Source organism: Dapis brunnea BLCC-M229, from assembly GCF_050015995.1.
GTDB lineage: Bacteria > Cyanobacteriota > Cyanobacteriia > Cyanobacteriales > Microcoleaceae > Trichodesmium.
In genome coordinates this window covers 45,640-62,741 of record NZ_JBNHEP010000026.1, presented here as the reverse complement: position 1 = coordinate 62,741, position 17,102 = coordinate 45,640, and the positions used below count along the sequence as shown (strand labels likewise).

At 36.9% G+C, this 17,102-nt stretch carries 13 protein-coding genes; 6 read left to right on the top strand and 7 right to left on the bottom strand.

Features of this window, described 5'->3' with window-relative positions; all coding sequences use genetic code 11:
- Positions 1-17: 17 nt before the first annotated feature.
- A complete protein-coding gene (locus ACP6PM_RS02560) occupies positions 18-857 on the top strand; it encodes a response regulator (RefSeq protein ID WP_426581570.1) in 840 nt (279 codons plus the stop codon).
- A gap of 980 nt (positions 858-1,837) precedes the next feature.
- On the opposite strand, the gene ACP6PM_RS02555 is transcribed toward ACP6PM_RS02560, so the two are convergent.
- The 4 genes from ACP6PM_RS02555 to ACP6PM_RS02540 all read right to left on the bottom strand — a co-directional run bounded on the left by ACP6PM_RS02555 (position 1,838) and on the right by ACP6PM_RS02540 (position 9,294).
- Positions 1,838-3,682 (bottom strand): phospholipase D-like domain-containing protein, encoded by a 1,845-nt coding sequence (locus ACP6PM_RS02555; protein ID WP_426581559.1) that lies wholly within the window; start codon positions 3,680-3,682, stop codon positions 1,838-1,840.
- A 155-nt stretch (positions 3,683-3,837) separates the two neighbouring features.
- Positions 3,838-4,257, bottom strand: coding sequence for an endonuclease domain-containing protein (locus ACP6PM_RS02550; protein WP_426581557.1), 420 nt, complete (start codon positions 4,255-4,257; stop codon positions 3,838-3,840).
- Between the two features lie 343 nt (positions 4,258-4,600).
- Positions 4,601-4,840 (bottom strand): hypothetical protein, encoded by a 240-nt coding sequence (locus tag ACP6PM_RS02545; protein WP_426581555.1) that lies wholly within the window; start codon positions 4,838-4,840, stop codon positions 4,601-4,603.
- Positions 4,841-5,289: 449 nt separating this feature from the next.
- Positions 5,290-9,294 (bottom strand): esterase-like activity of phytase family protein, encoded by a 4,005-nt coding sequence (locus tag ACP6PM_RS02540; RefSeq protein ID WP_426581553.1) that lies wholly within the window; start codon positions 9,292-9,294, stop codon positions 5,290-5,292.
- A gap of 284 nt (positions 9,295-9,578) precedes the next feature.
- Here ACP6PM_RS02540 and ACP6PM_RS02535 point away from each other — a divergent pair, with 284 nt between their 5' ends.
- Both ACP6PM_RS02535 and rppA read left to right on the top strand, forming a co-directional pair.
- Positions 9,579-9,887: a multicopper oxidase domain-containing protein gene (locus ACP6PM_RS02535; RefSeq protein ID WP_426581551.1), complete on the top strand. Its 309-nt coding sequence runs from the start codon at positions 9,579-9,581 to the stop codon at positions 9,885-9,887.
- 379 nt (positions 9,888-10,266) lie between these two features.
- Entirely contained in the window at positions 10,267-10,965 is a 699-nt protein-coding gene (gene rppA / locus ACP6PM_RS02530; protein WP_426581549.1) for a two-component system response regulator RppA, read from the top strand.
- A 114-nt stretch (positions 10,966-11,079) separates the two neighbouring features.
- On the opposite strand, the gene ACP6PM_RS02525 is transcribed toward rppA, so the two are convergent.
- Both ACP6PM_RS02525 and ACP6PM_RS02520 read right to left on the bottom strand, forming a co-directional pair.
- On the bottom strand, positions 11,080-11,361 hold the full coding sequence (locus tag ACP6PM_RS02525) for a PepSY domain-containing protein (RefSeq protein WP_426581548.1): 282 nt from the start codon (positions 11,359-11,361) through the stop codon (positions 11,080-11,082).
- 442 nt (positions 11,362-11,803) lie between these two features.
- Positions 11,804-12,187, bottom strand: coding sequence for a hypothetical protein (locus ACP6PM_RS02520; RefSeq protein ID WP_426581546.1), 384 nt, complete (start codon positions 12,185-12,187; stop codon positions 11,804-11,806).
- 1,090 nt (positions 12,188-13,277) lie between these two features.
- On the opposite strand from ACP6PM_RS02520, the gene ACP6PM_RS02515 reads away from it, so the two are divergent.
- From ACP6PM_RS02515 to ACP6PM_RS02505, 3 genes are all read left to right on the top strand, one after another.
- Positions 13,278-13,406, top strand: a complete 129-nt coding sequence (locus ACP6PM_RS02515; protein WP_426581544.1) for a hypothetical protein — start codon at positions 13,278-13,280, stop codon at positions 13,404-13,406.
- Positions 13,407-13,466: 60 nt separating this feature from the next.
- Positions 13,467-15,272 (top strand): copper resistance system multicopper oxidase, encoded by a 1,806-nt coding sequence (locus tag ACP6PM_RS02510; RefSeq protein WP_426581543.1) that lies wholly within the window; start codon positions 13,467-13,469, stop codon positions 15,270-15,272.
- A 122-nt stretch (positions 15,273-15,394) separates the two neighbouring features.
- Positions 15,395-16,210, top strand: coding sequence for a copper resistance protein B (locus ACP6PM_RS02505; RefSeq protein WP_426581541.1), 816 nt, complete (start codon positions 15,395-15,397; stop codon positions 16,208-16,210).
- 115 nt (positions 16,211-16,325) lie between these two features.
- Here ACP6PM_RS02505 and ACP6PM_RS02500 read toward each other — a convergent pair whose 3' ends face one another.
- Complete coding sequence (locus ACP6PM_RS02500; RefSeq protein ID WP_426581539.1) at positions 16,326-16,856, bottom strand: DNA-binding protein; 531 nt, start codon at positions 16,854-16,856, stop codon at positions 16,326-16,328.
- Between the last annotated feature and the right edge of the window lie 246 nt (positions 16,857-17,102).

The window sequence follows — 17,102 nt, the reverse complement described above, 5'->3', positions numbered from 1 at the left end:
AAGTGTTAGTAGGAATAATGAAAGGAAATATAGTTGATGGTAAACCAAAATCCCAAACTGAATCAGATGTCAAATTAGCAGAAACATTACCTCTGAAAATTCTCTTAGCTGAAGATAATGTCGTTAACCAAAAAGTGGCAATTAATATTCTGAAAAATTTAGGATATCGAGCTGATATCGCAGCAAATGGTTTAGAGGTATTAGCCGCTTTATATCGTCAGTCTTATGATGTGGTATTGATGGATGTACAAATGCCAGAAATGGATGGTTTAACTGCTACACGCCAAATCTGTGCTGAATGGGAAAAAGAGAAACGCCCCTGTATTATTGCCATGACTGCTAATGCTATGCAAGGCGATCGTGAAAAATGTCTAAGTGCTGGTATGGATGACTATATTAGTAAACCAGTTCGCCGAGAAGCATTGAGTACGGCTTTAAGTAAATGCGGTCTTTCAGCAACAGAAACAGTAGTTAAGCAGGAAAAAGCACCTGTGCCAGAATTAGAAATAGCGATTGATAAAGCAGTATTGCAAGAGTTGAAGGAAATGGCAGGAGACGCTCACGAAATGGTTGTAGAAATAATTGATTGCTATCTGGAAGATACACCCATGCTTTTAGATGAAATTAGTCAAGCAGTTGAACAAGAGCAGGCAGAATTGCTACAAAAATCTGCTCACACAATAAAGTCTAGTAGTGCTTCTGTAGGTGCCACAAAGCTGTCTGAGCTTTGCAAGAACTTAGAATATATTGGACGTGGGGGGACTACAGAAGGAGCAAATGTGATTTTATCTGAGGCGAAGGCAGAATATGAAAGGGTTGAGACTGCTTTGCGAGATGAACTTCAGGCTTATATGTAGAGAGGTAGGGAGATGAAGCGATAGGGTGATGGGGTGATTAAATATTGAAGTGTAGTGGGGTGAGTTGTCTAAAATGTTGCAAAGCGTAGGCGCGGGTTGCGCATTAAATTAATGATGCTCAACATTAAATTAGATGAAGCTGCCCCACCCCTCGCCCCAGTGACCTAATACACAGTCATTAGACATCTGCGAAAATCAAAAATCAAATCAATTCTTATCCATAAATTATCAATTACTTCTCCCTGTTCCCTGTTCCCTGTTCCCTCTTTTCCCGAGAGGTCTATTAGCTATGTCAGTTCAGTAGATAAAACCTACATTCCGCACTACAAAATGTAGCAGGAAAAACGGAGACAGGAGACAGGAGACAGGAGACAGGAGGCAATAAAAGTGGTCAATAGGAGTAAGTAATTGAGTATTTATGCTTAATATTTTCCTGAGAATCTGACTCCTGAGAAAGGTCAATGAATAGGATTTATAGAGTATAAATACGAACCCGCGCTACCATTTTTTATACTACTTTTAATATTACAACTTGACGTGCGGAATATGGGATAAAATTATGAAAATACAGCACAACTAAACTTTTCAAGTTATTAGAGAAGGAGTAGAAGCCCAAGAATAAAGGGATTTCTTATATCCTCATGGTTGCGAATTAATTCAAGGTTATTTAATTAGGGCTTGCTGATTAAATATCAAAGCACTGAAAGATATTGCTTTGAGCCTTTTTTGGTCGAAAAAAGTGCGCCTGTTTCGGTCCAAAAAGCTCATGCATGCTAGTATTTTGGGATGATTATGGCAGAAAAATCAAGGGACAATTTTTACGACTACCTCCTCTATAATCTCCATTTCTCCTGTCTCGTGTCTCCAGTCTCGTGTCTCCTACCCCTACCACTCATACTTTCCATAAGCAAACCCTAATTAGTCGTCCGGTTTGTGCTAGAAATTTTTCTAAATTTCTAGCTTTTTATTCTGACTCCTTTTTAAAGCAATTTCGATATAAATTTTTCTGGGGTGTCTTTTGCAGAAATTTCTAAACGGATAAATTCTCCCCATGCTGCCTCATTTAATAAACTTAAAGCTGCTTGGCGATTTTGACGAGCGATCGCTTCTACAACCCCTTGCCATCCAGACCGTAAATCCTCTATATTTTTATCAGATTTATCAACTATATTTAGCCAAGAAATTGCTTTCTCAAAAATCATATCATCAGGTAAAATTTGTTTTGACCTCAAACCCTGAATAACTACTTTTAACCACACTGGAAAAAGTTCAATCCAATTATGATATTGTAATTCTTGGAGTGCTATTTCCGTCATACCTAAAGCACCCCAAATACAGACACATTTTACAGCTAAATTAATATCCTGATTTGACACTGCCGATTCCCATAAATTCTCAGCATAAGATTGAAATCTAGTCTGTAAATATTCATAAGCTGACCTAACAGTATCAGCATTTGTAACTTTATAAGTCGTCTCTCCTCGAAAACCTCTATCTCCGCGATAAGAAAGCCAATTATGAGAGCCAGATAAATGAACTTTTCTATCTACTAATACCTCCTTAGCATGAGAATTTCCTAACCAAAATATCTGAGCTGCTGGTAAATCTTCAGGAGTTCTAATTGTTAACAATTTTTCCTCAACTTTGGGCGATATTGGTTTGGTTTCTTCTTCCTGTTTTTCGGCAATTCCATATCCGATTAAAATCCACACTCCATTATTTGCCAACTTTTGTAAAAGTTGCATAAATTCCTCATCGACTACTTCCTCAGTCACCCAAGGAGAATAAATTAAAATCTGTTGAGTTGCTGCTTTGAGAGTAGATAAAAACTCCGGTCTAATTTGGCGATCGCGCAACAAGATAAACTCGGAATTTTTGGGTAAGGTTTTCCTCTTTTTTTCTCTAGTTTGTTTAATTATTTCAATTCCTTGTTGCCGAATTTTTTGGAGTCTATCCTCAACTTTTTGGTTTTTTAGTTCTAAAATTGATTCTGTTTGAGAGGCTATAGATTCAGGAGGTAAACCAAATAATTCATTGAGCAAAAATTTTTCCTTATCTGCCATTTCTTGTAATTGATTTGACACTGATTCTAAAATTTTATTTCCTTCTCTCGCCTGTAAAATCAACTTTTCTTCGACCGCATCAAATATTGCCCATATAGAAATAGCTTTCCAGGTAACTTTTTTCCCATCTTTATCGACAGAAAAATTTTTAATTATTTGCCCTGATTCTGGTAGATGAACACCTAAATTAGAATCTAAAATTTGTTTTTGTAGTTCTTCAATAGTCAAATTACTAAGATCGGGAGTTGTATTTTTAAAGGTTATAAAATCGGCTAAATTTGGCAGTTCTGGAGATTTAGATGTTACCGCAGAAAGTCGCCAGTTAATTTCTCCAGAAAGAGGATTAGTAATAGCATAAATAAGTTTATTTTCTGGCGGTTGTGGCAAGGAACCTTTTGTATAAAATTCTTGACCTTCAGAAGTTATGGTAATTCTAGAATCTGGTGGTGTTAAAGTTAGGGTTTGTAGGGATTGAAGAGTATTAGTAGTGCTTTGAATAAATATAGGATCTAACTTTAGTATTTGTGCCAATTCTATTTGAGTTGGTGGAGGATTAAACTGAATACTTGCTCTGAGAATAAATTCCTCAAGAATATTCAAATCTCGTTCTTTTGTTATCTCAATTTGAACCGGAGTTTGATACAGTTGATAACAGAATTGACGGGCAGCAAAAACTGATAAACCAGGGCTATCTTTTTCGATTTTATCGGCTAAATTGTTTAACTCAGAGTCGATATATTTAGTAGAAGATTGTAGAAACATTTGTCTTGATTTTGTGGTAATTGGAGACCTCTCCCCCAACCCCTCCCCTGCAAGGGGAGGGGAGCAAGAAGGGGATAAATTTTATCTCCCTATAACAGATAGATAAGAGGATAAATCTTTCCCCCCCTTCCCTACTAGGGAAGGGGGTTGGGGGGTTAGGTTTCTTCACTACAGACAGTAGCAATACTTGTCAAAACCCTATTGAGTTGTTGTCTAACTTCTTCATTGTTAAATCGTAATAATCGAATTCCTCGCATTAAGAGAACGCGATCGCGCTCTGCATCATATTCAACTTGCTGCTGATGAATTTCCCCGTCAACTTCTACCACAACTCCAGCAGAGTGACAATAAAAGTCTACAATAAATCCATCAATAATTTGTTGGCGACGAAAATGCCAACCATTTAAACGATTAGCACGAAGACGTTGCCACAAGATTTTCTCTTCAGGTGTCATCTGGCGCCGAAATTCCCTAGCGCGCTCTACTTTACTGGGAGATACTTTTTGTCCAATTACAATATTATGAGTTTTCTTATTTCTGAGTAAGGATGGTTGCTGTAGTTTTGAAGACTCCATAAATTATTTTGTGAGTTGATAATGACCTCTCCCCCAACCCCTCTCCTGCAAGGAGAGGGCAGCAAGATTTCTCTATTCCCAGATAAGTAAGAGGGTTTAAGGAGGTTAAGTTATTTCATTTTACCCGAAATATAACTTACCAAGTATGTATTCTACTCCCTCTTTCCTAGGAAGGAAAGGGGTTGGTTTATACAGCATAGCGCGTCTAGCTTGAAAATGTGGGTAAATTTGAGTTAATGAAGACCTCTCCCCCAACCCCTCTCCTGCAAGGAGAGGGGAGAAATACTCCCCCTTCCCTGGTAGGGAAGGGGGTTGGGGGGTTAGGTTATTTTTTTCAAAACTTTTACCACCTTTGTTCCTGTTCTATATCCTCAGAGGAAAGATAGGAAAATTCAATGCCTAATAAATCCAAGATTTGCAATAATTCCTCAGCATCAATTCCCAGAATTTCCGCACCTTTTCTCAAACTAATTAATCTAGTCATTAAAGCACCTAAGACAAACAAAAACTTTTCCTTTTGTTCTGGTTCGACAAAAATTGGTAAAGCAGTCGCAATATCTTTTAAATCAAAAGTAAGTGTCATTTCAGTTATCAGTTATCAGTACCTACAACTATTGAATTAATTTATAATAAAATTAATAGTGGGAGCATCTTGTTCCCAAACGTTTTTCCCTCCTATGGTATCATATCAAATCCGGTTGAATACTTATTATATAGTTGGGGGTGGGAAGTGTGGGAAGGGTGGGAAGTGTGGGGAGATTAAAGTAATTATAGAGTTATAAACATATATTATATAACCGGATTCTATATCAAACGTTTTTCGGAAATATATTCGTCAAAATCATTCGCGAGCTAGAAGCTCGCACTGGATGGCATCAATGAATTAATTTCATTATACAGCGCTTTTCAGATTTATGAACCACATATTTACAACCAAAAACTTGTAGGGACGTTCCATCCAACGTCCCTACTTTAAGGTAGCTAATTAATGAGATACAATATAAGGTGCATTACGATACAGCTTACAATATCCTAAGACCTAATCAAGAAATCATCTGCTCCTAAAGACGCAGTATTTGTCAAAGTTGCAAATTGACCGCCACTGCCAAAACCAGGTGTGTCACCATCAGGATTATAGAACAAATTACCATTATTCTCATTGTAAACAATAACTGCATCAGCAGTTGCCGCATCTCCATCGCTAGCAACGGTACTAAATTCACTGTCAATGCTAAAACCTATTCCCGCTTCACTGTTAATAGTAGTGAAAGTCTGGCGGTCTAACAGAATAATATCTCCCTGGGTAATGGAGAAATCGGTAATTGTGTCTACACCCAAATCATCAGAATCAAATGGTTGATTGGTGTTAAAGATAAAGCGGTCAATACTACCACCTCCTCTGAGTGTATCGTTTCCTGCTCCACCATTGAGGCGATCGCGACCAATACCTCCTTCTAAAGTATCTTCCCCTGGACCACCCAACAAAATATCATTACCAGAACGACCTATCAACAAGTCATCACCAGACTTACCAAATACTTTATCGTTTCCACGACCAGCGTTGAGAGCATCGTTACCACCACGACCATCAATCACGTCATCTCCACCAGTACCCACTAACGTGTCATCGCCGTTAGTTGGAGGTAAACCTAAGTCAAGAGCAAAAGCAAAGAATTGAGTTTCTTGAGTAGAGTCGAAGTCGTTATCGCTAACTACAATTAAAGATTGACGACCATCAGGTAAAATTGGTCCTAGAGCTAAACCTTCAAAATCATCCAGACCATCAAAACCAGTGTCAATGTCGTTAAAATCTACCAGCAGCTCTTTCCCAGCAACGACAATTTCTTGACCTACTAAACTATCTAAGTCACTTACATCAGTAGCATTTTGAGCTGATGCCAGATAGAGTTTGTTTTGATTTAAACCATTGTCGTCAAAATATCTTTCTAAAGCTAAGAAAGTTCCTGAATTATCTAATGCTACTAATTCAGCAAGACTGTTAGTACGATCTACACTATCAGGAGTGCCAGCAGGAGCGTTTGCATTATCGGTTTCGTAAACAAATTCAGCTTGTGGTTCCCCTGTAGCTAGATCGTATTGAATAACTCTTGCTAAACTGGTTTGGTCGATACCAGCAGCAGGTCCGTCTTGGAAGAGAGCATTTTCAATTCCGGTATAGAGGAAGCGCTCTTGAGGATCGATAGTTAAACTTTCAAAAGCTAAATTATCCCGAATACCACTGCTATTGTCGGCGGTAGGCAAGAATTTTTGAGGTATTTCAAGTGCGTTTAACTGTTCTCCTGTTAAAGCAAATTCATTAACAAAAGGATTAACTAATTCTCCTGTATTGCCTTCGGAAGAAATGAATACAGTCTCGTTATTGGTTAAAACAATACCTTCGGGGTCTAGACTTTCTGACTCAAAAACATCTTCGTTTTCATCCAACAGAGTAGTTACTTCTGCAACGCTAACATCTAGAGCATTACCACCATTGAGATTTATATCTAAAGTGTAATAACGAGCAGGGTTAATATTGCTGCGGTCATCAGAAATAGCGTAATAAACTCGGTTTTCAGGGTCGTAAGTTAAACCAGAAAACCCACCTACTTCAGTGCTTTCAAAATCTAAGGCAGCAGGAATACTACTTTCACCAATAAATTCAATACTTCTAACTTCTGCAATTTCTGCTTCTGGGTTGAAAATTGGTTCTGGAGCTGGCAACCCGTTTATTCCTAGTCGCGGATCGAGATCCAGAGGTTCGTCTAGTTCGACTAAGATAATTTCATTATTATCTAATTCTGGGGGTCGCCCTGTGGCAAAATCACCGAACGGATAGTTATTGTCTACAGAAACTAGAATTGTTTCCTCGTCAAATACTAATACATCCTCAATACTGGTAATGGGAAGAGTAAAATTGTTGCTGCCATTCCCATCAAGGTCATCAGGATCGTCAATATCTAACAGATCGACTAATTCAGTTTTGGAGACGAAACCATTCTCATCTACTTGGGAAATATCGATGAGAAAGACTTTCTTGAAGAAAGCTTCATCTGCTTGAAAATCATCCCTTTCAATGGCGATAAACTGAGTATCATTGACGGGAGTTAAATCTCCGAGCTGGAAAGTTGGAGTATCGCCAGGATCGTCGAGGGGATATAATCCTACTATTTCGTTGCTGTAAGTTCCAGTCTCAATGTCATATTCATAAATTCGTAGAGAATTTTCTGGATCGCCATCTACTGGTGCTTCTAAAATCGGATAAAGTGTAGTTCTGTCTGGACTGTAACCAATACCCTCAAAACCACGGGAACCCCGTAAATTTGCTACAGCATCCCCTGCTTCCACATCAGGATTTTGAGGCGCTCTTACTTCATCAGCAAAAAAGCGATTCAATACTTCCTCAATAGTTTCTGGGAAGTCACCAATTAAACCATCTGCACCTAAATTTATTAAATCTTCTACTTCTTGTGTCGGAGTTTGTACCGAACCATCTGGGTTTAAAGTCAGATAGCGTTCCTCATCCCGTAGAGTATATACATTAACCAGTAATTCTGCATCATGTGCAAAATCAATTAGAGGCAAAACTTCCCCTGTTAACTGGGTAGTAATTTCAGCGTTACCATCCCCGTCACCATCTACAGGTTCCTCCAAAAGTTCTCTCGGTAAAATAGTATTTTTCCAAGGGTTAACAGCTTCAGCGTAGGTTGCCATGAAATCATAAAATTCAGGCAATGCCAATAAATCGCCGTATCCTGTTTCTTCACTCAGATCGATAATATCGACTAAATCGCCGTAAACTTCACGAGCATCATCCTCAGTAAAATCAGGATCGCTAAAGTTGTCAATTAGATCGTAAGGGAAAGAAAATCCAGGATTAAAGTTTTCTGTAACTGCTCCAGTAAGTTGATGCAGAGGAACATCAATTCCTGCATCTGGCATAATTTCCTGGTCTAAACTAATTAGAGGTGCAATTTCAAAAGTTTGAATAATGTTTTGTTCTGGGTCTGTAAAATCTTCTGCCACCAAAACATCTACTGTAGCTTCTTCTACATTCAAACCAATACTATCAAAATAGCTATTATGTTTGAGTTCGTGAACAATACCTACTTCCTCACCTGTTTCCTCTGTAAAATCCTTAACTAACTGAATTACTTCAGCCATCGTGGGAATTTCAAACAAGTCATCAAACTCATCACTACGTTCGGGCCGAGGTTGTCGAGCGCGTAGGGTTTTAATTTCATCTAGGGTAAAGTCTTCTGCAAAGAAACCTGTAATTTCAACTCCGTCAATAGTTTTAGTTGTTTCGCGAGCTGCAAATTCAGGGTTATCGTCAAGAATATCAAGAATATTTGTAGTGTTATTGAGCAATGGTTCGTGACGAACGATAGGCACTCCATCCGAAGTCATCACATAGTCCGTTTCAATAAAATCTGCACCTTGCTCTAAAGCTAAACGGAAACCTTCTAAAGTATGTTCTGGTCGAGGACCGCTAGCGCCACGATGACCAATATTAATAGGAATTTTCCCGTTAAGAGTATTCAGTCGAGGAATATTAGGGGTGGAAATAGGAGCCTCTAATAAAACTCCATTACTGTCGAAGTGTAATAGATAGGGACCATATTCGTCTCCTACCCACAGGTCGCCGTTACTATCAATAACTAATGCTTCGGTATCAAAGTCTGTACCTGTTAAAGGTCTTTCAGGGTCATTTTCGTTCAGAATTTCAAAAGGTACAAAATTGTTAGGATCGGTAAGGGTAATAAATTCTTCTAGCTCAACACTACCGTCACCCCCTTCTATACCAGCAAAATTGGGATTAACTTTGTAGATTCTAGCAAGAGTATCAGAACTGCCACCAAAAAGACTATCTACTATGAACCAGTAGCTATTAGCGTCGGCAAATTGTACGCCACTCCATCCACCTACAGGTTGACCAGGAAAAGGCCCAGTACGAGTGGTGTCTACATCTGCGCCTGATTCTGGTCCATCAGCAAATGTATCAGCGGGTAAAGATGCAAATCCTATTAATTCTGGCATTTAACTTAATTATCTCTCAATCAAAACAATCGACTTTTTTGTTATTGAAGAAAGAACTTGGAATTCTTTCATGAGCTAAGATATACCTGAAAATAATTAAGTAAAAATTAAGAAAATTTTAAGATTAAATTAAATTTATCGGTTTCAGTCGATTTGGATATATTGATAATTACATCTGGCTTCTTGGGTAAAAAAATTAATCTTCATTTCATAATTTTACTTGATAATGATAATTTGCCGAAATGAAATTTTGAATCAAATGTAAAATTTCCCAAATATTAATTATGAAAAAAATTAATCGTAGAAAATTTTTAATCCTAAGTTATAGTAGTGCCATCGCTACTTTAATAGCTCAATGTAGCATAGTTAAAACTCAAGAAAATCGACATTTTTTTTCATCATATCCTCAAATTAATCAGAGCCAAGATGGAATTTTAGAAATAGATTTAACAGCTAATTTTAATCAAATAAATCTGGGAAATAAACAAGCTTATCTATTAAGTTATAACAGACAAATTCCTGGACCAAGACTAGAAGCAAAACCAGGAGATACTATTCAGATTAATTTCACTAAGAGACTGTTTGTAAAATAAGTATTAAGAGAGATGCGTAGTGACTAAAATCTAAAAGGGGTAGTACTTAAAGAGATTGAAATTTTGTAGATACAAGAGGTGGAAAGGTACATATATTCCTAGATTTTTAACTGACAAACAGTTGTCTTGATTTTTTCCTTCCTCCATACCTTCATACCTCCATATAGCAATCCTATATGGTTTGTAAAATTTCTCCAGAAATATTCTTGCTGTATGTGAGTTTCAAGCAAATTACTGTTCACGAATGATTTAGGATTGTTATACCTGTTTCCTGTTCCCTATCTCCTTTTTATATTTCCTGATACATTCAGTCTCTAACAATCTACAGCACTAATTTCTAGTATTATGGTCAATAAAAGTGATTTAATATAACCTAATTATGCGAGTTTTATTAGTCGAAGATGAACCAGATTTAGGATCGGCAATTAAACGGGTTCTCCATCAAGAATCCTATGTGGTTGATTGGGTAGTTGATGGCATAATGGCATGGGAATATTTAGAAAGTCAATTTACCTTATATCGCCTTGCTATTGTTGACTGGTTGCTGCCTGGTTTATCAGGGTTAGAATTAGTCAAATTTTTGCGACAAAAAAATAGTGCTTTACCCGTATTAATGTTAACAGCAAAAGATAGTATGGCAGATAAAGTCATGGGATTAGATGCCGGGGCAGATGATTATTTAGTTAAGCCTTTTGGAATGCCAGAACTATTAGCAAGACTCAGAGCTTTACAAAGGCGATCGCCTGAAATTCAACGTCAACAATTACAGGTAGGAAATCTTGTTCTAGACTACGGTACTAATACTATTTGTTTCATCAAGAAAAATCAGGAAAAAAATGTAATTAATCTCACTCATAAAGAGTTTGTACTATTAGAATATTTTCTCCGACATCCTCACCAAATTCTTAGTCGCGACCAAATTTTAGCTCAACTTTGGGAATTAGATGCAGAACCAATCAGTAATGTTGTTGCTGCTCAAATTAGATTATTAAGACGTAAATTGGGGGCTAGTGGATGTGGAGATTTAATTGAAACGGTTTATGGTTTAGGTTATCGCTTTAATCCTGTGGATAAATAGGCATAATCTATTTTTTACTAACAGGGAATAATATACAATAAATCTCAAAAATAATTTTATAGTTTTTGTATCTAATCTTTTCTACCGAAAATTTGAGCAAATAGCTTGTTCTGATTATTTCTTATCTTGTCGGCGAATTTGGAACCACATAATAATTCCTGTTACTGCCAGCATTAACATTCCAAAGGCATTTAAAAATGGATAAATAATCTCTAAATTAATTCTCCCAAACTTACCTCTATGCCATTCCAATAGCCAAATAAAATCATTGGATTGACCAGTAATAACTGATATTTGAAAGAGAGAACCTGTAATTAAACTAAGTAGTACAGGAAATAACATTATTGGAGCAAACCAATAGTGAATTTGGCGCAGTCTGGCTTTATTTATTTTCATAGTTTAAGTCTTATTTATAGTTGATTTGATGTCAAAAATAATCGAGTGAATTAAAAAAAAATAATAGTAATTTTCTGCAATTGCATCTCTGGTTATTAAAGTTAGAGTAGCCTTTAGGGGTTTGGTCTCCAAAGACCATAGAATATAGATTAATTTAGAGAGTAATTTTTCACAATTAGTAGAATAAAAAAGACCGGCAGATTAATATTTTTTTGTAAGGATGCAGGTATCTCAAACCCAGCTATAGAGAGACTTCTGAAAACGACTTATTCAGCAATTTAACAGTCTAATTCTCAATAATGACGAAAATAAAGGCTTGTAGCCATCTCTAATTGAGAATAGAATTGGAAAGGAAATTGCCGGAAATTCTTATCTATCAAGATTTATAGGCTTTTCCATAGGACCTGAATCCTTACATTTTTTTTGACTACCTTTTAAAACTTTATCTAAATATATACCGCTTCATTGAAAATAGTAAAAAAGGCATAGTGAATAAAAGTAAAAAAACAATTTCTCCAGGCTGAGGCAGAAAATTATTCGTTTGAGCTAAGTCAACGGAATCAATAACTTTTTCCTCTACAACTTTTTCTACTTGAGTTTCCACCTTTGGGGAAGATATTTCTTGTATTTTATTTTCTAGGTTTTCATTGACCGAATTATTTTCTACTTGAGTTTCTACCTCTGGAGAAGAAGTTTTTTGTATTTGATTTTCTGGTTTTTCATTAACCGAATTATTTTCTACTTGTGTTTCTTCTCCTTTTGCATCATCATTTTTATTGGGTACATGAAACTCTGGTGCATGAGCGAATAAAGACATAGTTTGCATTATGTTTTATACTCCTATTAGAGATAATTTCTAAGATTTTGAATAAAAATCAGATCGCTCTTCAGTAATCAACCCAATTTTGTCAGGTTTTATCATCAAATAGTCGAAACTAACTGAGCTTTTTTTAGGCAATCAAGACTGAGTATACACAGCATTTATGAAATTAGGATGAAATGTCAATCTAAAATCCTTAATAACTATCTCGTACCTGTGCCGATCATAAAATCCTCTATTTCGTAGTATACCGAAACAGCTAATGGATGTGCTTTAGATTATTGGGCGGGGGCGGGTTCTATCTGATAATTTATAACACCATTAACTTAACGCAGAACCCGCCCCTACTATTGCAACATTTTAGGTGTATTACAGAGTTAGGTACAGGATTGATTTTAGAAATATACCAATAAAATTTAATTTGCACCGTGACCCACCATTAATAAATTTTTGACATGCTCCCGTTGTTGCTTCAGAGATTATAACTACTAAAATTTAAAAAAAATCTAGTTTAGATTTCATCTCAATTTCATATTCTTAAGTCAAACTAACATTGAGTAAAAAAATATTAGTTTTGTTTGGAAAAATATCAATATGTCCTATCAATTGAAAAATCAACTAGGCAACCTTCACCTTTTTAAAACTCTTACCATTAGACATCTCCAGAAAATAAAGTTGTCCTTTATTTACTATAAGCTAGAGTTGTAAAATTTCTTGACAAAATCATTTTATGTACGTTTTTACTGAAAATATCTTCCCTTTTCCCTACTTTTACAAAAAGTTTATATATTTTTCGGAGATGTCTACTACTGTCAGAGACTGTTTGTAAAGGAAAGATAAAAATGAGATAGGGAACACTTAACTGGGAATAGGTATGGAGGGATATAGAGAATAGGGAATAGAGAGGAAGAAATTAAGATAACTATTTGTCAGTTAAAAATCTGGAAATATATATACCTTTCCACCTCTGGTATCTACCAAATTTCAATTTATTGAAGTACTACCGCTTTTAGATTTTAGTGACTACGCATCTCTCATTCGACTTATTTTACAAACAGTCTCTCATCTAGGCATAACAATTTCAGTATTAAAAATCATGTCCTCTGTTGCTCACATAAAATTGGCACAATATAATTCTCAAATGCAAGCACAACGGGCAAGATTTAGAAAAAATGTACAAAATGTTGACACAGATGCGAGTAAATATGAAAAACAAAGCTTTTGAAAGCAACCTAATTAACCATAATTTTTTAACTGTAAATTTAGCAAAACGTTAACTAAAACTATGAAAATAAACCCACTTACCAGACGAAATTTATTACGCTTGACTGCCGGCATCGGTATAGCAGCAGGCATAAACAATATTTTCCCTACTGATAACAGACAAATCATCGCTAGTAGCAACCCTGAAAACGGAAGTAAATATCCTGATTTAATTAACCTCCAAATTCAGGAAACTAAACTCAAAATAGGAGAGCGAAAAGCTACTGCCATGACAGTTAACGGCGGAATTCCTGGGCCATTAATTCGTTTACAGGAAGGTCAAACAGCAACTATTAAAGTCAAAAATAATCTCAAAACAGATACCTCAATTCATTGGCATGGAATTCTTCTTCCACCAGAAATGGATGGCGTTCCTGGCTTGAGCTTTGCTGGCATTAAACCAGGAGAAACTTTCACCTATCGTTTCCCTGTAACCCAGAGTGGCACTTATTGGTATCACAGTCATAGTGGGTTGCAAGAACAACTCGGTCATTTTGGAGCCATGATTATAGATCCGGCTGAACCCGAACCTATTGAATACAACCGGGAATATGTAATATTGCTCTCTGACTGGACTTTTGAAAACCCCCATCAAGTGCTTGCTAACTTGAAAAAGAAAAGCACTTACTATAATTATCAACGGCGAACAGTGGGACATTTATTTGATGATATAGATTGGCGCAGAATGCGAATGGACCCCACTGATATTGCTGACATTACAGGTGCAACCTATACATATTTAATGAATGGTATGGCACCTGAATCTAACTGGAGTGGCATATTTAAGCCTGGTGAAAAAGTCCGACTCCGGTTTATCAATGCTTCAGCAATGACTTTTTTTGATGTAAGAATTCCAGGACTGAAAATGACGGTAGTACAAGCAGATGGTCAAAATGTGCAACCTGTAACTGTGGATGAATTTCGGATTGCCATTGCTGAAACTTATGATGTAATTGTTGAACCTCAAGAAGAGACTGCTTATACTATTTTTGCCGAAACAATGGATAGAAGTGGTTATGCTCGTGGAACTCTTGCGCCCCGTCTGGGTATGACTGCGCCTCTACCGGAACGCAGAAAACGTCCTCTACGAACTATGGCGGATATGGGTCACGATCATGGCATGGATCATTCTGCACATTCTCAACATTCTCCAAGCATGGATGGGATGAATCATTCTCAGCATAATAGTGAGATAGATCATTCTCAACATGACAGTGGGATGGATCATTCTCAACATAATAGTGGGATGGATAATTTAACCGAAACACAAACGATACCCCATCAAGAACCCGTAATGCACGGTCCAGATCATCATGGTTCAGGTAGTGCGGGGGTAGCTATGATGTCAAAAAGTCGCCTGCATGAACCAGGCATTGGTTTAGAAAACACAGGTACTCGTGTTCTTCTATACACCGACTTACGCAGTCTGAAACCTCGTGAAGACCAAAGAAAAGCCGAACGAGAAATAGAACTACATCTCACCGGAAATATGGAACGGTATATGTGGTCGTTTGATGGGAAAAAATATTCAGAAGCAAAGGAACCAATTCAATTTTATAACGGTGAACGACTACGACTTACCTTTGTCAACGATACCATGATGGAACATCCTATTCATTTACACGGAATGTGGATGGAATTGGATAATGGAGCAGGTGCTTATAAACCACGCAAACATACTGTTCTGGTTAAACCTGCCGAGAGAATGTCTGTAGATGTTACTGTGGATGCACCTGGTAATTGGGCGTTTCATTGCCATCTGCTCTATCACATGAAGGTAGGAATGTTTCGTGTAGTTTCTGTAACTGATAAGGTAGAACAAGCATAATAATGAAATTTTTGCATAAGTTCAGAATAGGGAAAAAAATTCCCCCCAACCCCCCTCTGAAAGGGATAGGGGAAAAAATCCCCCCTAACCCCCCTTTGAAAGGGGGGAGACAGAGAAAAGAATTGAATTTTTACTGTGCCGTAGCAGGTTTAGTCAGTTTTATTGGTTACTTCAGTTATGCACCAGTGGTTATGGCAGAAGGAAAACAGATAGGCGATCGCTCGACTAATCTTACTCCTACTTGGGAAATTGCCAATGAGTACAACCAGGAAAATTGGCCTTCAGTAATCAAAGATAATCAAATATTTTGGCTGTTGTTAATTGAAGAGTTAGAATATCGCGTTAATGATGCTGACAGTAGTTTTAATTGGGATGTTCATGGTTGGGTTGGTGGCGACTACAGAAGGTTGTGGTTAAAAACTGATGGTGAAGTTAATACAGAAGATGGGGAAGGAGATGCAGAAGTACAACTACTCTACAGTCAGTTAGTCTGGTCTTTTTGGGAATGGCAAGCTGGTGTGCGTTACGACAGAATATTTGGCTCTGAGTCTGACGGACGTGCTTTTGTAGTTTTTGGTTTGCAAGGATTAGCTCCTTATTTCTTTGAAGTAGATGCCGCTCTTTTTGTCAGCGAAGATGGCGATATTTCTGCCCGGCTAAGTGTAGAATATGAGTTATTGCTTACCCAAAGATTGGTATTGCAGCCAGAATTTGAAGTTAATGTAGCAGCACAGGAGGTTGAAGAATTTGAAATTGGTACTGGTTTTAATGATATTGAGTTAGAAATGCGACTGCGTTATGAATTTAGTCGTCGCTTTGCACCTTATATTGGTATTTCCTGGGAACGTAAATTTGCTGGCACTGCAGACTTTGCCAGGGAAGAGGGGGAAAGTGTAGATGAGGTTAAATTTATGGGTGGTTTGAGGTTTACATTTTGAACTAAAGAAGAGTATGTTGTTTAAATTTTGCCACGATAAATTTACACACAGATTTCCGATTAACCTGTGAGACTATACAGGAGACTGATAGCTCTGATTCAAATTAACTTTTTGACTAGGATGCTTTTATCAACTCATCAATATTTTTCTTATTAATTTTCCACATTTCGTCTTCTTCCCAAATCCAGGTACTATCTACTCGCTCAACTGTGCCATCAAAATTGAAGACTGTCGCCGTTGCCAAAGTCTCAATCCAAACAGTCGCTCCGCATGAATGAGGTTTTTCTGGTTTATAAACAATCCGACAAGGACCGTGAATTTCTATTTCGTGACCTTTTGCTAAAGTCTTAGAACTGCGTTTCACAGAAATTACATCGAGATCGGTATTTTTGTTATTTTTATTGATACCAATATTATTTCGATTGAAATGAATAGTATTCTTGCCACAGTGCCTACGGGAAGACCAACGAGGCTCAGGACCACGGCTTCTGCCTGCAATTTTGATTGTTCCTTTATATAGAGGAATTACCCAAGTACGACTATTGATTTTTCTGGCTCCTTGAATCCGACCTTCTTTGAGTAAAACTCGGATTCTTTGAGTAGAAATACTTAATAAACTTGCTGCTTCAGTAGTGCCAACAAACATAATTTTTTATTTATTTTGATATACGCAATAGTATAACACAAAGCTTCGTTGATAACTAAAGTAGGAGTGATTTTGATGAATAGTGGTAAAAAATATAGTATTAATAAATCTGATATAGCAATTCTTATATTGGAGCAAGAGAAAATGTTATGAATTTTAGGGAATAGTTAATATTAGATTTTGTGTGATACAAAATATAAATAATACTTACGCATCTAGCATCAAAGTATCAGGTTGATATTCCTT